General features: G+C 26.7%; 18 protein-coding genes. 17 read left to right on the top strand and 1 reads right to left on the bottom strand.

Going from position 1 to position 22,180, the window contains the following annotated elements; genetic code table 11:
- The 10 genes from H9660_RS00510 to H9660_RS00465 all read left to right on the top strand — a co-directional run bounded on the left by H9660_RS00510 (nt 1) and on the right by H9660_RS00465 (nt 13,763).
- Nucleotides 1-891 (top strand): ABC transporter permease, encoded by an 891-nt coding sequence (locus H9660_RS00510; RefSeq protein ID WP_191747432.1) that lies wholly within the window; start codon nt 1-3, stop codon nt 889-891.
- 4 nt (nt 892-895) lie between these two features.
- Nucleotides 896-2,440, top strand: a complete 1,545-nt coding sequence (locus tag H9660_RS00505; RefSeq protein ID WP_191747431.1) for a pectinesterase — start codon at nt 896-898, stop codon at nt 2,438-2,440.
- Between the two features lie 12 nt (nt 2,441-2,452).
- Entirely contained in the window at nt 2,453-3,436 is a 984-nt protein-coding gene (locus tag H9660_RS00500) for an AAA family ATPase (RefSeq protein ID WP_191747430.1), read from the top strand.
- 3 nt (nt 3,437-3,439) lie between these two features.
- Nucleotides 3,440-4,324 carry a DUF58 domain-containing protein gene (locus H9660_RS00495; RefSeq protein ID WP_191747429.1) on the top strand — a complete coding sequence of 295 codons (885 nt, stop codon included), beginning with the start codon at nt 3,440-3,442 and terminating at the stop codon, nt 4,322-4,324.
- A 12-nt stretch (nt 4,325-4,336) separates the two neighbouring features.
- Nucleotides 4,337-6,124 carry a vWA domain-containing protein gene (locus tag H9660_RS00490; RefSeq protein ID WP_191747428.1) on the top strand — a complete coding sequence of 596 codons (1,788 nt, stop codon included), beginning with the start codon at nt 4,337-4,339 and terminating at the stop codon, nt 6,122-6,124.
- 11 nt (nt 6,125-6,135) lie between these two features.
- Nucleotides 6,136-8,946: a VWA domain-containing protein gene (locus H9660_RS00485; RefSeq protein WP_191747426.1), complete on the top strand. Its 2,811-nt coding sequence runs from the start codon at nt 6,136-6,138 to the stop codon at nt 8,944-8,946.
- A 373-nt stretch (nt 8,947-9,319) separates the two neighbouring features.
- On the top strand, nt 9,320-10,999 hold the full coding sequence (locus H9660_RS00480; RefSeq protein WP_191747425.1) for an FUSC family protein: 1,680 nt from the start codon (nt 9,320-9,322) through the stop codon (nt 10,997-10,999).
- 72 nt (nt 11,000-11,071) lie between these two features.
- Complete coding sequence (locus tag H9660_RS00475) at nt 11,072-11,782, top strand: hypothetical protein (RefSeq protein ID WP_191747423.1); 711 nt, start codon at nt 11,072-11,074, stop codon at nt 11,780-11,782.
- A gap of 313 nt (nt 11,783-12,095) precedes the next feature.
- On the top strand, nt 12,096-13,433 hold the full coding sequence (locus H9660_RS00470) for an MATE family efflux transporter (RefSeq protein ID WP_191747442.1): 1,338 nt from the start codon (nt 12,096-12,098) through the stop codon (nt 13,431-13,433).
- A gap of 177 nt (nt 13,434-13,610) precedes the next feature.
- Complete coding sequence (locus H9660_RS00465) at nt 13,611-13,763, top strand: zinc-ribbon domain-containing protein (RefSeq protein WP_191747421.1); 153 nt, start codon at nt 13,611-13,613, stop codon at nt 13,761-13,763.
- Nucleotides 13,764-13,792: 29 nt separating this feature from the next.
- Here the strand turns inward: H9660_RS00465 and H9660_RS00460 are convergent, their stop codons facing one another.
- The gene (locus H9660_RS00460) at nt 13,793-14,551 is read right to left on the bottom strand and encodes a TMEM164 family acyltransferase (RefSeq protein ID WP_191747420.1); all 759 of its coding nucleotides are present in this window, start codon (nt 14,549-14,551) and stop codon (nt 13,793-13,795) included.
- A gap of 247 nt (nt 14,552-14,798) precedes the next feature.
- Here H9660_RS00460 and H9660_RS00455 point away from each other — a divergent pair, with 247 nt between their 5' ends.
- From H9660_RS00455 to H9660_RS00425, 7 genes are all read left to right on the top strand, one after another.
- Complete coding sequence (locus H9660_RS00455) at nt 14,799-16,472, top strand: AAA family ATPase (protein WP_191747418.1); 1,674 nt, start codon at nt 14,799-14,801, stop codon at nt 16,470-16,472.
- Between the two features lie 180 nt (nt 16,473-16,652).
- A complete protein-coding gene (locus H9660_RS00450) occupies nt 16,653-18,581 on the top strand; it encodes a DUF2075 domain-containing protein (protein WP_191747416.1) in 1,929 nt (642 codons plus the stop codon).
- A 63-nt stretch (nt 18,582-18,644) separates the two neighbouring features.
- Entirely contained in the window at nt 18,645-18,959 is a 315-nt protein-coding gene (locus tag H9660_RS00445; protein ID WP_191747414.1) for a nucleotide pyrophosphohydrolase, read from the top strand.
- 176 nt (nt 18,960-19,135) lie between these two features.
- Nucleotides 19,136-19,432, top strand: a complete 297-nt coding sequence (locus H9660_RS00440; RefSeq protein ID WP_191747412.1) for a hypothetical protein — start codon at nt 19,136-19,138, stop codon at nt 19,430-19,432.
- A gap of 182 nt (nt 19,433-19,614) precedes the next feature.
- A complete protein-coding gene (locus tag H9660_RS00435; protein WP_191747410.1) occupies nt 19,615-20,634 on the top strand; it encodes a methionine ABC transporter ATP-binding protein in 1,020 nt (339 codons plus the stop codon).
- On the top strand, nt 20,634-21,284 hold the full coding sequence (locus tag H9660_RS00430) for a methionine ABC transporter permease (protein ID WP_191747407.1): 651 nt from the start codon (nt 20,634-20,636) through the stop codon (nt 21,282-21,284). Before H9660_RS00435 ends, H9660_RS00430 begins: the two co-directional genes overlap by 1 nt.
- 41 nt (nt 21,285-21,325) lie before the next feature.
- Nucleotides 21,326-22,171, top strand: a complete 846-nt coding sequence (locus H9660_RS00425) for a MetQ/NlpA family ABC transporter substrate-binding protein (RefSeq protein ID WP_191747405.1) — start codon at nt 21,326-21,328, stop codon at nt 22,169-22,171.
- The last annotated feature ends 9 nt before the right edge of the window (nt 22,172-22,180 follow it).

Here is a 22,180-nt window from a genome sequence, read left to right as displayed (position 1 = left end):
ATGAAGTTAAATCCGGTTTTAAGAAATGAAAGTAAATTATCTGTAAGAACTCCAAGATTTTCTTTAATGTTATTAGTATATATTGCAGTTTTATCAGTAGGTACTTTAATATTTTATAGCAGTTATAGCTCAGATGTTTATGCATCAGGAGTAAATCCACAAGGAGCAGTTACTCTTTATATTATTATGGCAGTAATTCAAGCTATATTATTAATGTTTATAGTGCCATCATTAACATCAACTTCAATATGCTCAGAAAGAGAAAAGCAAACACTAGATATTTTGCTATCAACAAGATTAAGTTCATTTCAAATAATATTTGGAAAGCTACTAGCATCATCATTAAAAGTAATAATGCTAATAATTTGTACAATACCTTTATATGCTATTTGTGGATTAATAGGTGGTATTAAGCTTGGAAATATTTTGATTTTAGTTGGATCTTTTATAATTAGTACAATATTTGTAGGTTCTATTGGAGTATTTATTTCTACGTACTCTAAAACTTCAAAGGTTGCAACAGCATTAACTTATGCTTTAGTGTTATTTATATTTGTAGGAACAATAGTAATTGCTTATATCTTCCTTCTAATCAATACGTACAGAATGGGTTACAATGGAAAAACTCCAGAGATTTCACCAATTGCTTACTTAAGTCCTGCTACTGGATTTTTTGTAATGTTATCTAATCAAGTTGGTTTTGGAGGGAATTCTGTGTACTTTATAGGACAAGTGGGGCTTTCAAAATATGCAGATTATATTAGTATTGGAGTTCAAATTATATTAAGTTTTATATTTATATTTTTAGCTGGAAGAAGATTAAATCCATTAAATAGAAAGAAATTTAAATTAAGAAAAAAAGAAAGGTCAAAGAAAAAAGTAAAGGAGTAGCAAAATGAATTCTTTAAATAATGAAATATTAACCTTTATAAAAAAGGCATCAAAAAGAATTAAAGCTAACTTTATAATTAATTTAAGCATAATAGGTTTAAAATACCTATTATGCTTAATATTATCCTTACTATTAATATCTTTATTTATAACTATTCCTTATATAGAAGAGATTTCTTTAGGAATACTTATAATAGGCTTAATAGGAATTATAGTTTTTGGATTTATTAAAGCACCAGATAATAAAAAGGTTGCATTAATAGTAGATTCTAAGGGGTTAAAAGAAAGATTAACTACATCTTTAGAATTTATAAATGAAGAAGATAATATATCTATTGCTCAAAAAAATGATACTGTAAAGTTTATTAAAAATTTTAATATCAAAGAAAATCTAAAAATTTCTATAGATAAAAAACAAATAATTTTAGTCATATCATTAATTTGTCTATGTTTTTTAACTTCTTTTATAGATACAACAGCTAAAAAGGAAGCTAGTAATATAAGAGAATTCAATAAGTATCAACAGGAATATGTTAAGAAGGTTGAAGAAGAAAGTAAAAATGTGGATAAGTTAGAAAATTTATCAGAAGAAGAAAAGGAAGCAATAAAAAAGATATTAGAAGATGCAAAGAAGGAATTAAAAGAAAGTGATAAAAAGCTTGATGTAAATAAAACCTTAGAAAGAATGGAAAAGAAGCTAGAAGAGGCAAAAGAAAAATCAAGCAGTGAAAAAAGCAAAGAAGATATAGAAAATATGCAAAAGAATTTATTAGATAAATTTAATAAAGAAAAAGAAGAAGAAGCTAAAAAAGATTTAAATAAGCTTACTAATGAACTTATAAAGAAAAAAGAAAGTAAAGATTTAGGTGAGGCTGTATTATCAAAGGATAGTGAAGCTTTAGAAAAGGCATTAGGAAATTTAAAGAAATCTATAGGAAATATGAGTTCAAGTGAGCTTAATAATTTATCAAAATCCTTAGCAAGTGCAGCTGAAGGTGTTAATGATGAAAATTTAAAGGAAGCTTTAGAAAATGCTTCAAATTCAGTTTTAGATGGAAAGTTAGATGCTGAAGCCTTAAAGGAAGCTATTGAAAATTCACAAAACAATAGTAGTGGTAATAAAAATAAAGGTGAAGGAACTGGAGAAGGTGAGGGTTCTGGAGAAGGAGAAGGCTCTGGGGAAGGAGAAGGTTCTGGAAGTGGTTCAGGAAATGGTCAAGGACAAGGAAGCGGAAGTGGATCAGGTCAAGGCTGGGATACTGGAAGTGATGTAGGAAATGAAAATGATATAGATAATAAGCCAGGAGAACAAGTGTATATCCCAGGAAGAGATGTTGGGAATGATGAAAACTTAACTGGAAATAAAAATGAAAATGGAGATTCTCAAAGTATAGATTCAGAAAATGGATTTAATTTAGATGGGAATAAGATAGATTATGATAAGGTCATAGGGGATTACACTAATAGCGCTTTAGAAGGTGCTAATAATAGTAATTTACCAGAAAGCTTAAAGGATCTTATTAAGGATTATTTTGAAGGATTAAACTAAGGGGGTAAATTCATGGAAATAAATGAAAAAGAAATGCTAGAAATTTCAGAGAAAATAAGAAAATGCGAAGAAGAAATATCAAAAGGGATTATAGGTCAAAAGGATATAATAAGAAATGTTTTAGTTGCTATATTTGCTGATGGAAATGTACTTTTAGAAGGTATGCCAGGAATGGGAAAAACTCAATTAGTAAAGACAATAGGAAAGGTATTAGATTTAAAGTTTTCTAGAATTCAATTTACACCTGATTTAATGCCCGCAGATGTTGTTGGAACTAATATAGTTGTAAAGGAAAATGACAATACTGTATTTAAATTCGAAAAGGGTCCTGTATTTACTAACCTTTTATTAGCAGATGAAATTAATAGAGCAACTCCTAAAACACAATCAGCCTTACTTGAAGCTATGGGAGAAAAAACAGTTACAGTTGGAAAAATAACTTATGAAATGCCAAGACCATTTATGGTGCTTGCAACTCAAAATCCAATAGAGCAAGAGGGAACATATCCACTTCCAGAAGCTCAGTTAGATAGATTTTTATTTAAGCTAAATGTAGATTTTCCAAATTTACAAGAGTTAAAGGAAATAATGGATTTAACATTAACTAATGAAAAAACTGAAATTAATTCTGTTCTTCAAGGGGATGAAATCTTAAAAATAAGAGAGGCAATAAGAGAAGTTAAAATTGCAGACTCTGTTAAGGAATATGCTTTAAAACTAATATTAGCTACTCATCCTGAAATAGAAGAGGGTTCCGAAATAGTTAAAAAATATGTAGAGGCAGGAGCAAGTCCAAGAGCAGCTCAAGGGATAATTAGTGGAGCAAAGGTTAGGGCTGTAATGGAAGGTAGGCTTAATGTTTCCTTTGAAGATATAAAAGTTTTGGCTTATCCAATTCTAAGACATAGACTTATATTAAATTTTGATGCTATAACAGAAGGATTAACTGAAGAAAGTATTATAGATAAACTATTAGAAGATTTAAAGGTTGTGTAGCTCATGAGTGAAAGATTATTTAATGAGGATTTTTTCAAAAAGCTAAATAAAATTAATATGCATATAAATTTTAAGCTTTCATCTGGAACTCAAGGAGGAAGAAAATCTAAGGCTAAGGGTGTATCCGTTGAGTTTTCAGATTATAGAGAATATGCACCAGGTGATGATTTTAGAAGAATAGATTGGAATGCCTATGGAAGGTTTGATAAGTTTTTTGTTAAAGTTTTTATGGAAGAAAGAGAAGGAATATTTAATTTCTTTATAGATAAATCTAAATCAATGGATTATGGAGCAGTAAATAAAAAAGATACAGCCTTAAAGACAGTTGTAGCTCTAAGCTATATTGCCTTAAATAATTTAGATAGGGTAAATATTTCTACTATGGATAATGGAAATGTAGAAAGTATTAAATCTGCAGCAGGAAATAAGGCTTTTCAAAGAATACTTAGAGAGCTAGAAAGCTTAGAATTTAAAGGAAGTACAGATTTAGCTAAAAGTATAAAAAAGAGACCTCTATCACCTAGGGGAGTTTCTGTTATAGTTTCTGATTTCTTTAATAATCAAGGACTTAAAGATTTAGAAGATGCTTTAAAATATTTAGCCTTTAAAAAACAGGATATAATTTTAGTTCAAATATTATCAGAGGAAGAGTTAAATCCTGAGTTTAATAATGAAATTACCTTTATAGATAGTGAAACTAATGAAAATATAAAGATGAGTTTAACACCAAATATAATTAAAGAGTATAAAGCTACATTGAAGGTATATAAAAAATCAATTGAAGATTTAGCAAAAAAATATGGTGGAAAGTTTATAAGTGTAAGTTCAGGGATGGAAATAGAAGAAATAATACTAGGTGAATTTAATAAAAAAAGAGTATTGTATTAGGAGGAAGATATTATGGGATTTAGTAGCTTATGGCCTTTATTTTTATTAATAACCATTCCTCTTTTAATACTACTTTATATATTAAAAAGAAAGTATAGAGAAGAAGTTATTTCTTCAACACTTTTATGGAGTGAAGTTTATAAAAATACAAGAGCTAATACACCTTGGGAAAAGCTTAGAAAAAATATACTGTTACTTTTACAAATAATTATATTATTACTAATAATTCTAAGCTTAATGAAACCATTTTTAAATTTTGGAGGAAAGACTTATAAAAATATAATTTTAGTATTAGATAATACTGCAAGTATGACGGCAGAGTATGGAAATGGAACTAGGTTAGAGGAAGGAAAGCGACTCGCAAAGGAAGTACTATCCTCAACTAAAGAAGATACTAACACATATATTATATCCTTTGATGGAAGTAGTAATTTACTTCAAAATGGAGATTTTAATAAGGAAGTATCTAATGAAATTATTGATTCTATATCGCAAAGCTATGGAACAGGAGATATAAATGACACTATATCTTTTATTAAGGCTATAGGAGAGGGAATAGAAGAAGATTATGAAGCAATTATTATTACTGATAAAGAATTTTCATTAGGAGATGTTAATGGAAAAATAGTTTCCCTAGCAAATTCAGGAGTAAATGCTTCTATAGATAATATTTCTCATAAATATTTAGAAGATAAGATTAGAGTAATTGCAACTATAACTAATAGAGGAACAGGAGATTATGAAGGAGATTTTTCTCTTTATGATGGAGAAGAACTTATATCAGTTGAATCTCTAAGTCTTAAAGAAGGGGAAAATAAAACAATAAGCTTAGATTTGTCTTCAATTAAATCTGAAACATTAAGAGGAGAATTATCTAGAAAAGATATGATTTTAGAAGACAATACTTATAACCATGTAGTTGGAAAGAAAAAGGTTAATAAGATTCTTATAGTTACAGAGCAAAATTTATTCTTAGAAAAAGCTTTTAGTGTTATTCAAAATACTGAAGTATATAAAACTAATAATGTATCGAATTTAACTAGTTCAGATAATTATGATTTATATGTATTTGATAGCGTTACACCTGATATTATGCCATCTAAGGGAAGCATATTATTTATTAATCCAGCGTCAAATGAATTTTTTAATGTTGTATCTGGTGGAGAAGGAGGAGAAGCTAAGGCTGTTATTGGAGAAGTATCAAAATACTTAGAAGGTACCACCTTTACTGCTGGAAAGTACAATGCAATAGAAATTCCTTATTACGGAAGAGGGTTTCTAAATATTGATGAAGATTTTATAGGTTTTAAGGGAGAAGTTGATGGAAGAAAAATAGCTTCCCTATCATTTGATCTTCATAATAGTGATTTTCCATTAAAAAAAGAATTCCCAATATTAATGTATGAACTAGGTGAAAATTTAATTTCTAGTGGAATGGTATATAAGAATAATTATAAAGCAGGAGATAAAATTATAGTTAGTGGTATTAGTTTAGATTCTAATATTACATTAACTTATCCAAAGGGTGAAAGTGAAGAAATATCTTCAGGTGATGAAATAAAAGAAGAAAATGAACTTGGAGTATATAAATTAGAAGCCCTAGATGAAAAAGAATTATTTTCAGTAAACTTCCCTTCAGAAAAAGAGGGAGACACAAAGGTAAGTAATATTAGTGAAAGTGAAAATTTAGTAACTTCTAAAGCTGAATTAAAAAGAGGTATAAATATATCACCTATACTTATACTTTTGGTAATTATGGTAGTGGCTTTTGAATGGATAATGTATAAACGAGGAAATTAGGAGGCAAGAAAATGAAGATAGAAATAGGAAATTTATATTTTTTAATACTAGTCCCATTAGTTTTTGCCTTTATGATTTATAGTTTTAAAAAATATAGGCCATGGAATAAAAATGAGTTAGTAGTATTTATAAGTAGAACACTAATTTTTGCTTTACTTATATTAGCATTTGGTAATATAACAGTTAATTTAAAGGGAAGAAATATTTCAACAGTATTTTTATTAGATGTATCTGAAAGTATTGGTGATTTTGAAGAATCAGGGAAAGATTTTATAAGTGCAGCACTAGAAGATATGCCAAGGGGAAATAAATCTGGAGTAGTACTATTTGGTGATAATTCAAAAATAGATAAGATTTTAAATAAAAAGAAAGAATATAAATCTATAAATGAAAGTCCTGTAGTTACAGCTACTAATATCCAAGAGGCAATAGAAAGCTCTTTAAGTCTATTTGAAAGAGGCGGGTCAAAGAGAATTGTCTTGATAACTGATGGAGAAGAAAATCAAGGAGATATTTTAAAATCTATTCCATTAATAAATGAACAAAAAATAGATTTTAAAGTATATAAGGTAACTGGAGAAAAAGGAAATGAAGTTTACGTAGATAGCGTAAAGGTGCCAGATAATATAGCTGTAGGAGAAGAATTTTCAGTGTCTATAGATATAAAATCTAATTATGCAACGAAGGCTAAGCTTTCACTTTTTTCTGGTAGAACTAAGGTAGGAGAGCAAGAAGTTCAAATTCAAAAGGGGAAAAACTCCTTTGTATTTAGAGATAAGCAAGAATCAGGGGGCTTTAAAGGATATAGAGTTTTAATAGAAGCAGATGATGATACAAATAAAGTAAATAATGAATTTAGTACCTTTACAAATGTAATGGATAAGCCAACTATACTTATTATAAATGGAGTTAAGGGAGATTCAAAAGCTTTAGAAGAAATATTATTAAATTCAGGAGCAAATATTAAAAAAGTATCACCAGGAGCAGCACCTAGTTCATTAAATGAATTATTAGAATATAAAACTATAGTACTTAATGATGTCCATAAAGATGATTTAACAAATGGATTTATGGAGAATATAGAAGCTTATGTAAGAGATTATGGTGGTGGACTTATAACTTTTGGTGGTGAAGATTCTTATGCTCTTGGAGGGTATAAGGATACAGCTCTAGAAAATGTATTGCCTGTTTATATGGATAAGAGAGGTAAAAATGAAGTTCCAGCTATAAGTATAAATTTAATTATAGATAAATCAGTTAGTATGAGTGCAGAAGGCTCTGGTGTAAGTAAATTAACCTTAGCCAAGGAAGCTGCAATGAAGGCATTAGAAAATTTAAGAGAAGTAGATGAAATATCTGTAATAGCCTTTGATGATACTTATGATGTAGTTGTACCACTTCAAAAGGTTGGTGATAAGGAATATATAAAAGAACTTATTTCTGGAATACAAATAAGAGGGGGAACTTCTATATATCCAGCTTTAGAAGAAGGATATAATATACAACTTGAAAGTACTGCGAAAATAAAACACACTATTTTATTAACAGACGGACAAGATGGATATGGTTATGAAAACTATTTAAATTTATTGCAAGGATTTAATGATAATAATATTACACTTTCTACAGTAGCTGTTGGAGAAGGGGCAAATGCAGATCTTTTAAATCAATTAGCATCTGTTGGAAGAGGAAGAGGTTATTATACAGATATTTATACAGATATTCCTAGAATATTTGCAAAGGAAGTATTATTATCAGCAGGCACTTATATAATAAATGAAGAATTTACTCCTAAAATACTAAGTAATCATGAAATATTAGCAGGAGTTAAAACTTCTGATGGAATACCTAGTTTACTTGGATATATAGGTACTTCTATAAAAGAAAATGCAGTAGAAATTTTAAGTTCAAGCCATGATGAGCCAATATTAGCTGCTATGCAATATGGAATAGGTAGAACAGTAAGTTTTACTTCAGATATTAATGGACAGTGGAGTAAAAATTATTTAGCTTGGGAGTATGGACCACAGCTTATAAAGAATATGGTTTACTTTACAATTCCTAAGTATGGAGAAGAAGGATACCTAAATATATCACAAGAAGGTAATGAAGCTAAAATAGAATTTTATAATGATAATATTTCTAAAGATGCAAAGGTAAAAGGAATATATAATGGAGAAAATGGCGAAGAAGGAGAATTTGAATTATCTCAAGTGGAACCTGGAAAATTCTCTGCAAATATACCTTTAAATTCATTAGGATTTTATAACTTTAATATAAGAGAAGAGGAAAATGGAGAAGTTACAAGTAGCTATAAAGGAGCTTTTGCACTTCAATATTCAGATGAATATAAATTCAATACAAATGCTGAAAAGTTAGATGTAGTAGTAAAAGAAACAAAGGGAAGCTTTATTAATAAACCAGAAGAAGTTTTCCAGGGAAATCTTCAAAGAGAATATAAAAAAATAAATTTAACAAATGGTCTTTTATTAATAAGTATGCTATTATTTATGCTAGATATAGCCTATAGAAGATTAAACTTAGATTTTATTAGAAGCTTTAAAAAGAGAAAAGATAAGTCTAAGGAAGAAAAGAAAATAAAAGACAATTTAATAAATAAAGAAAGTAAGATTTCTAAGACAATAACTGAAGAGAAAAAGATAATAAAAGAAAAGCTTAAAGAAGAAATTAAAATTGAAGAAGAGAAAGAAATCAAAAAACCTAAAATTAATAAAAAGAAAGCATCAAAGGAAGAAAATAAAAAACAATCCCTAGATACTAGCGCACTACTTAAAAAGAAAAACGATAGAAAGGGGCTATAAATTTTCTTCTTCAAACATCAAGTGTTAACATAGCATATCCAGGTTCCGTCGCATGCGCTCCAAGTCACCTTGCTATGATATGTTAACACTTTTTGTTATTGTTTAGGAAATTATATCTATGGACGAGTTACAGATGAATAAGGATTTTACTATAATAAAGTTTAGAAAATTAATTTGAAGTAAATATTTTATGTTAGGATAACTTGAGTTTATTATAGCTTAACTAACATAATATATTTACTTCTTTTTTTTGAAGAGAGTTTTATATAAAAAATGCTAATAATATTAATGAAAAATTCAAAAAGTAAGCGTTATTGAAATTGAAAATTTATTGTGATAGTATTTTTTCTTGTATCAAAAGGGAGGTTTTATAATGAAAGGTAAAATAATAATAAATACAATTATATTTATATTTATAATAGTTTTTGTTAAAATGTTTCAATCAATATTTGGAGTTGGAAATTCTTTAATTGGAGTAACTATAATAACTACAGCACTAACTCTTATGGAAAAAGATTTAACAGTAGCACCATTTAAAAATTTCTTTAAAATATTAGGAGTTAATTTATTTAGTTTAGTATTTTCAGTTTTAGCACTTCAAAATGTATGGCTTGGACTAATATTAAACTTTATTGCTCTTTTTGTAATAGGGTATTTCTTTAGTGGAAATTTAAAAAAGTCTATAGTAGTGCCCTTTGGACTTCAGTATTTCTTTATGCTTTTTTATCCAGTAGAAGGAGTTGAATTATTTAATAGATTTATATCATTATTTTTTGGAAGTATTTTTATAATGATAATTCAATTTATTGTTAACAAGGATAAGGTTTTTAAAACAGGAACAAAATCTATAAATAAAATTAGTGATATTATATTAGCCAAAATAAGATTAATACAAGAAAATAAAGAATTTAATAAGGAAAACTTAGAAATAACAGAGTCAATAAATTATTTAAAAAGAGTTGTTTATGATAAAAGAGTAGATGATTATTATATAACTAGTGATGGAATAATAGTAACTGATATTATATGGTCATTAGAAAGAATAAATATACTATTAGATAAGATTAGTTTAGAAAAAAATAAACAATATTATAAAAATTTATTAGATTATCTTTATAATGAAGTTAAAAATATAAGAGATAGAAAATTTGAGTTAAAAGATATAGATGCTATAAAAGAATATATAGGAATAAAGGATATAAATAGGGACTATGTAAATGAAATTGTTGATTTAATAAGTATTCTTTATAGGGAAGTAGAAAGTATAGGGAGTTTAAGTGGTAAGGAAAAGAAAACTATAAAAAAAGAATACGATATTCCATATCATTTTCATAATATAGCTATTCATAAAAGAAATTTTAATATTGATTCAGCTAAGGTTAGATATGCAATACGATTAGGGATAATAGGTGCTATTACTGCATTTATAGCTAAATTATTTAATTTTTCTGAAGGAAGATGGATGTGCTTTACAATATTTTCACTTATTCAACCTTATGTAGAAACTTCTAATGAAAGAGTAAAAGATAGAGTTATAGCAACATTTATAGGTGGAATAATAGTTCTTATAGCTTTTGGAACTATAAAAAATCAAACTATAAGATCAGCAATTATTCTTTTAGCTGGTTATTTAGATCCATTTAGTAAAAATTATAGACAAAAGATGGTTTGTATAACTGTATCAGCAGTAGCATCAGCTGCAATTCTAGGTGGAACCTTTAAGTTGGTAATTACAAGAATTATATTTGTTATTATAGGAGCATTGTTAACAATGTTTGCAAATAAGTACATTTTTCCTTATAAAATTAAAGATATGAAGAATTATTTATTTGATGTATATAATTCACTTATAAATCAAATGAAAGAAGATATAATAGAAAAGCATAATGATTATAGTATAAGAAATCTTTATCTTATTACTGGGTTTATAGAAGAGAGAATGAAAGTAGCAATGAGTATTAATAATAACAATAAAGAAATTAATGAATTTCTAGAGAGAAATAGATTTAAGGTAAATTCCATGTATAAGGACTTTGTCAATACAAAAAAATAAATTATTTATGTAGCAAAAGCATATGAAAAGAAATACTTATATATTAATAGTAATAAAATAGGAGATAACCATATGCAAATGATGGATATGCTTTTTAAAGGACTTATGGGAGGCCAAATGGGTGGAGGAATGCCTGGAATGGGCGGAGGTGGAAACCCACTTATGAATATGCTTTTCAGTTCCATGATGGGTGGAATGGGAGGACAACGAAGCGGCCAAGGTCAAGGTCAAGGAAATAATCCATTATCTATGCTAATGAATGGCATGGGTGGAGGAATGCCACAAGGAAATAATATGAACCAAGGAAATGGTATAAATCAATTGTTAAGTATGTTAATGGGCGGAAACAATATGAATATGCCAAATAATATGAATGGAAATATGAACGCTAATATGAATAATAATCCTTTATCAATGCTTATGAATGGATTAAATCAACAGCCACAACAAAATCAACAACAAGCGCAACAAAGAAACCAAAATATGAATAGAAATCAAAACATGAATAGAAACAATAGTGTTGATATGAATCAATTAATGAATATGTTAATGAACGGTGGAAATCCAGGCAGTCAACAAGGACAACAAAATCAACAAAACCCAAATAATATGAATAACATGGCTAATATGAATAGTCAAAATAATTCACAAATGGATCCTTTAGCAATGTTATTTAATTCAATGGGGGGTAACGGGATGAATGGAAACATGAATGGTGGAATGAATGCAAATCAAAATCAAGATAGTAGAAGTTCATCAAGAAGCCGAAGAAAACACAGATAGGGAATGTAAAATGTAGAATTTAGAATGTAGAATTGTGGAGTTTTTTCGAATAAAGCTTTTTAGAAATTTTGAAATTAAAAAATGGTTTTTGGTAATTTGGAACAAATTACTTCAATAATTATCAATTATCCATTGTCAATTATTAATTACATTAATGTAGCTGCCTTTTGGGCAGCTTTATTTTAGTTAACATAATGTTAATGTAATAAAGATGCAAAATATTAAAAGAAATGCTTTATTATTTGTAAAAGAAATGTTATCCTATATAATCGAGAATAAAGTTATAGGAGAGTAATAAGTAATGGCAAAAAATATGACGAAAGATATGACAACAGGTAGTCCAGTTAAATTAATATTATTATTTTCAATACCACTGCTTATAGGAAATATATTTCAACAGTTTTATAGTATGGTAGATACTATAATAGTTGGTAGATTTATAGGAGTAGATGCTTTAGCTGCAGTTGGAAGTACAGGATCTATGTCATTTTTAATAAATGGCTTTGTTGTAGGGCTTACAAGTGGGCTTTCAGTTTTAGTTTCTCAAAAGTTTGGAGCTAAAGATGAAGAAGGATTAAAAAAAGCAACTTCAAGTGCATTAGTTTTATCATTAATAGCATCAATATTAATTACATTAATAAGTGTTTTATTAGCAAGACCAATGCTTCACTTGATGAATACTCCAGAAAACATAATGGCAGATGCATATAGTTATATAGTAATTATTTATGCAGGAACTATAGCAACTGTAGTTTATAACATAATTTCAGGTATATTAAGAGCTTTAGGAGATAGTAAAACTCCATTATATTTCTTAATAGTAGCATCAATTTTAAACATAGTTTTAGATATAGTATTTATAGTAAACTTCTCTATGGGAGTTGCAGGTGCTGCATGGGCAACAATAATATCTCAAGGGGTTTCAGGAATATTATGTGTAGTTTATACATATAAAAAATATAATATATTAAGATTAAAAAGAGAAGATTTTAAAGTTAAAAGATCAATGTATATAAAGCATTTAAAAATAGGGATTCCAATGGCTTTACAATTTTCTATAACAGCAATTGGAATTATGATAGTACAAGGAGCTTTAAATGTTTTTGGTTCTGTAGCAATAGCATCATATACAGCAGCTTCAAAGGTTTTACAAATAGTTATGCAACCAGCAATTACATTTGGTGTAACTATGGCAACATATTGTGGACAAAATTTAGGTGCTAAAAATTATGAACGTATAAAAGAAGGCGTAAGAAGATGTACACAAATATCTATAATTACAAGTATAATTGCAGGACTAATACTTGTATTTGGTGGAAAATTCTTTGTAGGATTATTTATTGAAAATCCAGATGCAACTATTTTAGCTTATGCACAAGAATGTCTTAATTACGCGGCTATGTTCTTTATACCTTTAGGATTAATATTTATATATAGAAATGCCCTTCAAGGTATGGGGGAATCCCTTGTACCAATGTTAGCAGGAGCATATGAATTAATAGCAAGAGCAGCAGTAGCATTTACACTACCAAAGTTTATAGAATATACAGGAATATGCTTATCAGATCCAATTGCATGGTTATCAGCAGCAATTCCTCTTGGAATATATTACTTTAAGAAAATGAAAACTATTGAAAAACAAGGTTTATAAAGAAAAGTTGAAATAAATTTAAAATATTCAGAAAAATTACTTGCAATATAAATAATACTGTGTTATTATTAGAAAGTAGCAAAAAGCTAATAAAAAAAGTTTCGATTGGATAAATAGTTTCTCAGAAATTAGAGATTATATATCAATTTAGAATCTTTAATTTTAGGAGGAATATTTATGTCAGATAAAACTTTATCATGCAGAGATTGCGGAAGCGAATTCATATTTTCAGTAGGAGAACAAGAATTCTACCAAGAAAAAGGATTCACAAATGAACCAACAAGATGTATATCTTGTAGAAGAGCTAAAAAAGAACAAAATAGAAGATAATTTTAGATTGTTTAAGGTTGTAGTGCAAACTACAACCTTTTTTGATATACTTGCCTAAACTCTAATATTTTTAGCAATATAAATATTGTAAAAAAATATATAACACCTACTATTTGTAAATTAATAAAATATTTATATCCATTACCTAACCCCTCTAATATAGTACCTTGAGCAGCAAAATTATCAGTAAAGCTTACAAAGAAATAACTAGTTTTAAAATAGCTATTAAATATTCCAAAAGCTATAGATAATATTTCTACCTGTATAAAAACTTCTAATAACTCCTTTATTTTTAATTTATAATTATGAATTACTATAAAATATATAGGTAGAATTATTATTGCTATATGGCTTAATGTAAATTTGTAGTATTTAAAATAACTTGAAGATAAAGATAAATCTATTGCTATAAAACTACTTAACCCTCCAATAACACCACAAACTAATAGAAAATTAAATATTTTTTTATTCTTATTTGATGCTAATATTATAGATAATATAGTGCAAATATAACACAGATGAAAAGGTAAGTTATTTATATCTATACCAAGTATTAGCCAATTTCCTATATAATAAAAACTTAGTGTGATTCCAGTAATAAATGAAAATACTAATCTTATATTTCTTTCTAACTTTGAATTATATCTAATAAAATCTTTTAAAATTAATATTATTGAAAATAATAAAAATAGAATTATAAATGGCGCATATCTTTCATAAATATTCATAATATAGTTATCAGTATCACTAATATTTACAATAAAATCTCTTACCTTAACCCAATTCATTATGTACTCCCCTAATAGTTTATATTTTTAGTAATAAATCTTTATATAATAACTATGAAATATTTATTTATAAAATAACTAAAAATAAAAAAGGAAGATATAATTTAATAATATATTTATGACTGATAAACTGTAGCTTTATTAGTTATAATCATTAAAACAAGAGCAGGATAGACTTTATAAAATATGATATAATAATTAATAATTGATGCGAAAGAAGTTATTAAATAGAAAGAAGGTGTATGATATGAAAAAGATAGCTTTAGGTCAAAGTGATTTTAAAACAATTATTGAAGATGATAGATATTTTGTAGATAAAACTCTTTTAATAAAGGAATTTTTAGAAGATCCATCACAAATAATTTTAATTCCAAGACCAAGAAGATTTGGTAAAACTCTTAATTTATCTATGATAAGATATTTTGTTGAAAAATGTGATGAAGATAGAAGACATCTATTTAATAATCTTCTTATAGAAAAAGAAGAAGATATAATGAAACGACAAGGAATATATCCAACTATATATTTAACCTTTAAAGATGAAAAACATGATGATTTTAATATTCTAGTAAAGAGATTAAATTATTATTTAATTGATATATATAATCAATTCAAGCATATATATGATTATTTGAAAGATGAAAGTGATAAGAACTTTTTTAGAAAAATTCAAAGTGGAAAAGCAAGTAAAGATGATATAGAAATAGCCTTAAGAAAATTAAGTAATTATCTTTATGATTATTATGGAGAAAAAGTTATTGTTTTAATAGATGAGTATGATACACCAATTCAACATAGTTATTTTTCAGGAATTTATGATGAAACTATTGGATTTATGAGAAATTTTTTATCTAATACATTAAAGGATAATATATATCTGGAAAAAGCAATGTTAACTGGGATATTAAGAGTAGCTAGAGAATCTATATTTTCAGGACTTAATAATTTAAAAGTAAATACTATTTTAAAAAATGCTTATTGTGATAAATTTGGATTTACAGATATAGAAATAGAAAAAGTGTTAAATGATTTTAATGTAGTAGAGCAAAGAGAAGAATTTAAAAAGTGGTATAATGGATATATTTTTGGAAATACAGTAATTTATAATCCTTGGTCAGTATTATGTTATTTAGATGATAGAGATAGTGGATTTATGCCCTATTGGGTAAATACATCAGAAAATAAAATAATAAAAACTATTTTATCAAAAGGCAGTGAAGCCTTAAAAAAATCCTTTGAAGAATTACTTAGGGGAAATACTATAGAAGCTATTATAGATGAAAATATAGTGATGGCGGATATAGAATTAAATGAAGATAATATATGGAGCTTTTTACTTATGGCTGGATATTTAAAAGTTGTAGGAAAAAGAAGAGAAGATATAGAAATATATTATAGCTTAAAGATCCCAAACTTAGAAGTTAAATATATGTATGAAAAAATAATTCGTGATTGGCAAAGTGAAAGCTATATAGCATCAGAATATAATGAAATGCTAAAAGCTTTAGTAAACTTTGATTACGAAGTATTTGAAGAAATATTTATAGACTATGTAGAAAAGTCATTAAGTTATTTCGATGTATCAGGGGAAGAACCGGAAAAGGTATATCATAGCTTTGTTCTTGGAATGTTAGTATCTTTAAATAGAACACATTACGTTTTATCAAATAGAGAATCAGGCTACGGAAGATACGATGTAATGGTAATACCAAAAGATATAAATAAACCAGGAATAATAATTGAATTTAAAAGAGCAAGAAAAACAAATAAAAAATCAATAGAAGAACTAATAGAAGAAGCAAGAAAACAAATAGAAGATAAAAAATATGAAACAGAACTATTAAATAGAGGAATAACTAATATAAAGAAGTTAGTTATAGTATTTAAGGGAAAAGAAGTTTATGTCAATGATGTAAGTTAATTAGAAGCTGGGAAACTGGCTTCTTTTTTATTAAATATTAAAAGTGTGTAATTTACGACAAAATTATACAAAAAAATTGAGAAAGTAATGTTAAAATATATGTATTAATAAAATATTTTGATACTTAAAAATAAGAATAAATAATTTAATATGATTTTAAAGAAAAGGTGATATTTATAAATGATAGTATATAGGGCATCAAAATCAGAATTTATGGAACATGTTGAAAATGATATAATTAGCATAGAAATAGATAAAAAATATAAAGAAAAGATAGGGAAATCTAATTATAGAGAATTTAAGTCATGGGATAATTCAATGCAATATATGTACAAGGTATTAAATTCTAATAGTATTCCAGATAATTGTGGAATAGCAATTGAATATAGAATACCGGCTACTTCAAGAAGAATAGATTTTATTATTACTGGATTAGATGAAGAGAATAAGGAACATGTAGTAATTGTTGAATTAAAGCAATGGGAGAGCATAGAGAAAGTTGATGATGAAGATGCTATTGTTAAAACAATGATCAACAAACATATTATTAAGACTACGCATCCATCTTATCAGGCATGGTCATATGCATCTTTAATAGAAGATTATAATGATTCAGTTGAAAAGAAAAAGTTAGTACTTCATCCATGTGCATATCTACATAACTATATTTCTCCTGATAATAATGATCCATTAAAAAATGATATATATGAAGAGTATGTAAATAGAGCTCCTATATTTACTAAGGGAGATGCTGTTAAACTAAGAAACTTTATATCAAGGTTTGTTAAAAATGGAGATGAAGGATTAGGATTATTTGAAATTGAAAATGGAAAGATAAGACCTTCAAAATCATTACAAGATGCTTTAGTATTAATGCTAGAAGGAAATGAAGAATTTTTAATGCTTGATGATCAAAAGGTTATATTTGAAAAGATAAGAAAAACAACTAAAAAGACAATGTTATCTGGAGAAAAAAGAGTTTTTATTGTTGAAGGAGGGCCTGGCACAGGGAAATCTGTATTAGCAATAAATTTATTAGTAAAACTTTTGTCTGAAAATTTATTAACATATTATGTATCAAAAAATTCGGCACCTAGAGAAGTGTATAATAAAAAATTAAGAGCTAAGTATAGTAAGAAATATATAGATAATTTATTTAAAGGATCAGGATGTTTTATAAATACCAATTGTAATGAAATAGATGTTATTTTAGTTGATGAAGCTCATAGACTTATGAAAAAGTCTGGAATATTTAAAAATTTGGGGGAAAATCAAGTAAAAGAAATTATTAATTCAGCTAAAGTATCTGTATTTTTTATCGATGAAAATCAAAGAGTTACCATAGATGATAATGGAACTATTTCAGAGATAGAAAAGTTTGCTTCAGAATTTAATGCAAAGATAACAAAGTTAAAATTAACATCGCAATTTAGATGTAATGGTAGTGATGGTTATTTATCGTGGATAGATGATGTACTAGAAATAAGTAATACAGGAAATTTTGATGGATTTGAGTTTGATTATGATATAAAAATAATTGATGATCCAAAAGAAATTTATAGTAAAATAGTAGAGTTAAATAGTAAAGATAATAAAGCAAGAATGCTAGCAGGATATTGTTGGGATTGGATAAGTAAAAAAGATATTAATAAATATGACATTAAAATAGATGAATATGATTTTAAGATGAAGTGGAATTTAAGTAATACTAAAACCTGGGCTATAGATAGTGATAGTATTAATGAGGTTGGATGTATTCATACAGCACAAGGATTAGAATTTGATTATGTTGGAGTAATTATTGGAGAAGATATTAGATTTGAAGATGGGAAGATTATAACTGATTTTAATAAAAGGGCAAAAACAGATAAGAGTTTAAATGGTATAAAAAAATTATATAAAGAAAATCCAGAAAAAGCATTAAAGCTTGCAGATGAAATAATAAAAAATACTTACAGGACTCTTATGACAAGAGGTCAAAAAGGCTGTTATATTTATTGTGTTGATAAAGCTTTAGCTAGCTACTTGAAAAAGAGAATTGAATTAATAAATTATACTATTAAATTTAAAGATATTGAAGAGTATAGTGAAAAAATATTATTTAGATAATTAAAGTAATAGTATTTAGAGTTTATATAATTAAAATATAAGATTAAGGAGATAAGGAATTTAATGGATGAAATAAAAAAAAGAATAAGAAAATTTAGAGATGATAGGGAATGGTCTCAATTTCACACACCAGCTAATTTAGCAAAGGCAATAAGCATTGAAGCAGGAGAATTATTAGAGCATTTTCTTTGGGATAATAATTATGATAAAAAGGAAGTATGTGAAGAATTAGCAGATGTTATAATTTACTGTTTACATATGGCTGATTCTCTAGAAGTTGATATAGAAGATATAATTAATAGAAAAATGGACAAAAATGAGAAGAAATATCCAGTAGAAAAATCTAAAGGTACAAGTAAAAAGTATACAGAACTTTAAATATTTATTTTTATATTTACTTAATAATATTAATAAATTATAGAGTAATTAATTTAAAATACAAAGATAGTAGATGATTATAAATACAGTATATATAATCATCTATTTTTATTTTATTAAGATAAAAAATAAAGTAAATTAAAATAATTGATACTTGTAGTAATTATTGATGATATATGAATAGTTTAATATATAAATGCAAAGAGGATAATAGTATAAAATTAGAAGATGATACTAATAAAATAATATTAAATACTAAAGGGTTTATGAAAGATTTAAATGATGAACTTATAGAGTTTTTAAAATATGTAGAACATTCAGAGTCTATAACAGCAGAAGAATATAAGGGAAGTTTAGTTAAGAATATTCATAAAAAAGTTATAGAAGTTAAAAATAATTCGAATATTGAGGTGGAGTTTATGACACTTTTAGAAAGAGATAGAGAGAAATTTAAAGAGAGAAGCGTTAATTAGTTTCTCTCTTTTTTGTGCTCAGAAATGTAATGGAATAAAAAAGTGTAAAAATTAAGAAATTAAAGTCGATAAATTTGTAAAAATAATAGTTCCATAAATACATTTCCATGCATAGAATAAAAACATATAATTAAACATAGAAAACATATAGGAATACTAGGATAAAGGGGAGGGGGTATAAAATGATTGAATTAAAAAATATTAAGAAGGTTTTTGTAAGGGATAAAAATAGGATAGAAGCACTAAAGGATGTTACTCTTAAGGTTAATGAGGGGGATATTTTTGGAGTAATTGGATTTAGTGGAGCTGGGAAAAGTACATTAATTAGGATTGTTAATTATTTAGAAAAACCTACAGAGGGGCAAGTTATAGTTAATGGTAATGATTTAAGTAAACTTAATAATAAAGAATTAAGAGATTTAAGAAAAAGGATTGGTATGATATTCCAGCACTTTAATTTACTTGAATCTAAAACTGTATATCATAATATTGCAATTCCACTTATTTTAAATAATATATCTAAAAAAGAAATTGATGAAAGAGTAAAAGAGTTATTAGAGTTTGTTGGTTTAGCTGATAGAGCTAACGCATATCCAAGTGAATTATCAGGTGGTCAAAAGCAAAGAGTTGGGATAGCTAGAGCACTTGCAACTAATCCTTTGGTTTTACTATGTGATGAAGCAACATCAGCTTTAGATCCACAAACTACACATTCAATTTTGCAGTTATTGAAGAAAATTAATAAGGAATATAATATTACAATTTTAATGATTACTCATGAAATGAATGTAATTAGAGAAGTATGCAATAAAGTTGCTGTTATAGAAAATGGAGAAATAATAGAAATTGGAAGGTTAATAGAGATTTTTGGAAATCCTCAAAAACAAACTACTAAAAATTTTGTAAGAACTGTTGTGAATGATAGAGTACCAGAATCAATTTTAGAACAATATAGAGGTGATGAAAAAGAAAGGTTATTAGAGTTAAAGTTTATAGGAGGAAAAGCTAAAGAGGCAGTAATTTCAGATGCATCTAAAAAGAATAATGTAGAGATTAATATATTATATGCTAATTTTACTGAATTAAAGAAAGATATACTTGGGTATATAACTGTTTCAATAAAAGGTGATTTAAAAGATATTGATTTAGCTGTAGGGTATTTAGAGGATAAGGGCGTAGAAGTAAGGGAGGTAATTAGATAATGCTAGTAACTTGGGAGCAAATATGGGTAGCTACACTACAAACATTACAAATGGTTAGTATATCATTATTAATTGGATCTTTAATTGGAATTCCATTAGGAATATTATTAGTCATTACTAATGGAACTGGTGTTATTAAAAGTAGATTGTTATCAACAATAATAAATATGGTTATTAATATAGTTAGATCTATTCCTTTTATTATATTACTTGTTGCTATAGTGCCATTAACAAGAATAATTGTTGGAACTTCTATAGGTACAAAAGCAGCAATAGTACCACTTATATGCTATATAATTCCTTATATAGCAAGATTGGTAGAAAATTCTTTACTTGAAGTAAATAAAGGAATTATTGAAGCAGCAGAGGCTATGGGAGCAACTATTATTCAAATTGTTTGGTATTTTTTATTACCAGAAGCATTAGGTTCATTAATATTAAGTATTACTACAGCAACAATAGGTCTTATAGGGGCAACTACTATGGCAGGAACTGTTGGTGGTGGAGGAATTGGTGATATAGCAGTTTCATATGGATATCAAAGATTTGATACAACAACAACAATTATTACTGTAATTATTTTAATAGTATTTGTACAAGCTATACAAAATTTGGGGATAATATTATCAAGAAAAATAAGAAAAAATTAAAAAGTTAATATAAAAAATAAATTATAAAGGGGATATATATTATGAGAAATAAAGGTATTAAGGCATTATCAGTTTTATTAGTAATAGGGGCATTTATTTTAGTAGGTGTAGGGTGCAAAAATACAAAAAAATTAAGCGAAGATAATTTAGAGAAAAAGGAAATAACTATAGGAGTTTCTCCAGGACCATATAATGTATTATTTAACGATGCAATAAAACCAATATTAGAAAAAGAAGGTTATACAATTAAAGAAATTGAGTTTTCAGATTTATTGCAATCAGAGGTTGCTTTAACAGAAGAAAGTGTTGATTTTAATGTAGCTCAGCATACTTCATATGCAGAAAATTATAATAAAGAAAAGAATGGAGATTTAACTCCAATAGTTCCTATTCCAACTGTACCTGCAGGAATATTTTCTGAAAACCATAAATCCTTAGATGAGGTTAAAGAAGGAAGTAAGGTTGCAATTCCAAAGGATCCATCAAATGCAGCTCGTGCTTTTAGATTATTAGAAAAAGCTGGATGGATAAAAACTAAGGAGGGGGTTGATAAAGCAACATTAACTCTTAATGATATTGAAGAAAATATTTATGGAATTGAAATAATAGAAATGGAATCTTCTCAAATTCCAAGGGTACTTCAAGATTTAGATTTTGGAATATTACCAGGGAGTGTTGTTTATTTAGCTAATATGGATCCGGAAAAATCAATATTATCAGAAGATGTTTCTAAAAATCTTGAATTAGTAGTTGTAGTAAGTGAAAAAAATAAGGATTCTAATTGGGCAAAGGCAATTGTAGATGCGTATAAATCAGATGAATTTAAAGCATATATGGAAGAGCATAATAAAAATAATTATTGGTTTATTCCTGAGGAGTTAAGATAAAAAGGGGAT

The organism is Clostridium gallinarum (assembly GCF_014836325.1).
Lineage (GTDB): Bacteria > Bacillota > Clostridia > Clostridiales > Clostridiaceae > Clostridium > Clostridium gallinarum.
Note: the sequence above shows the minus strand (reverse complement) of the source record. Positions and strands in the feature narration are given on the sequence as shown.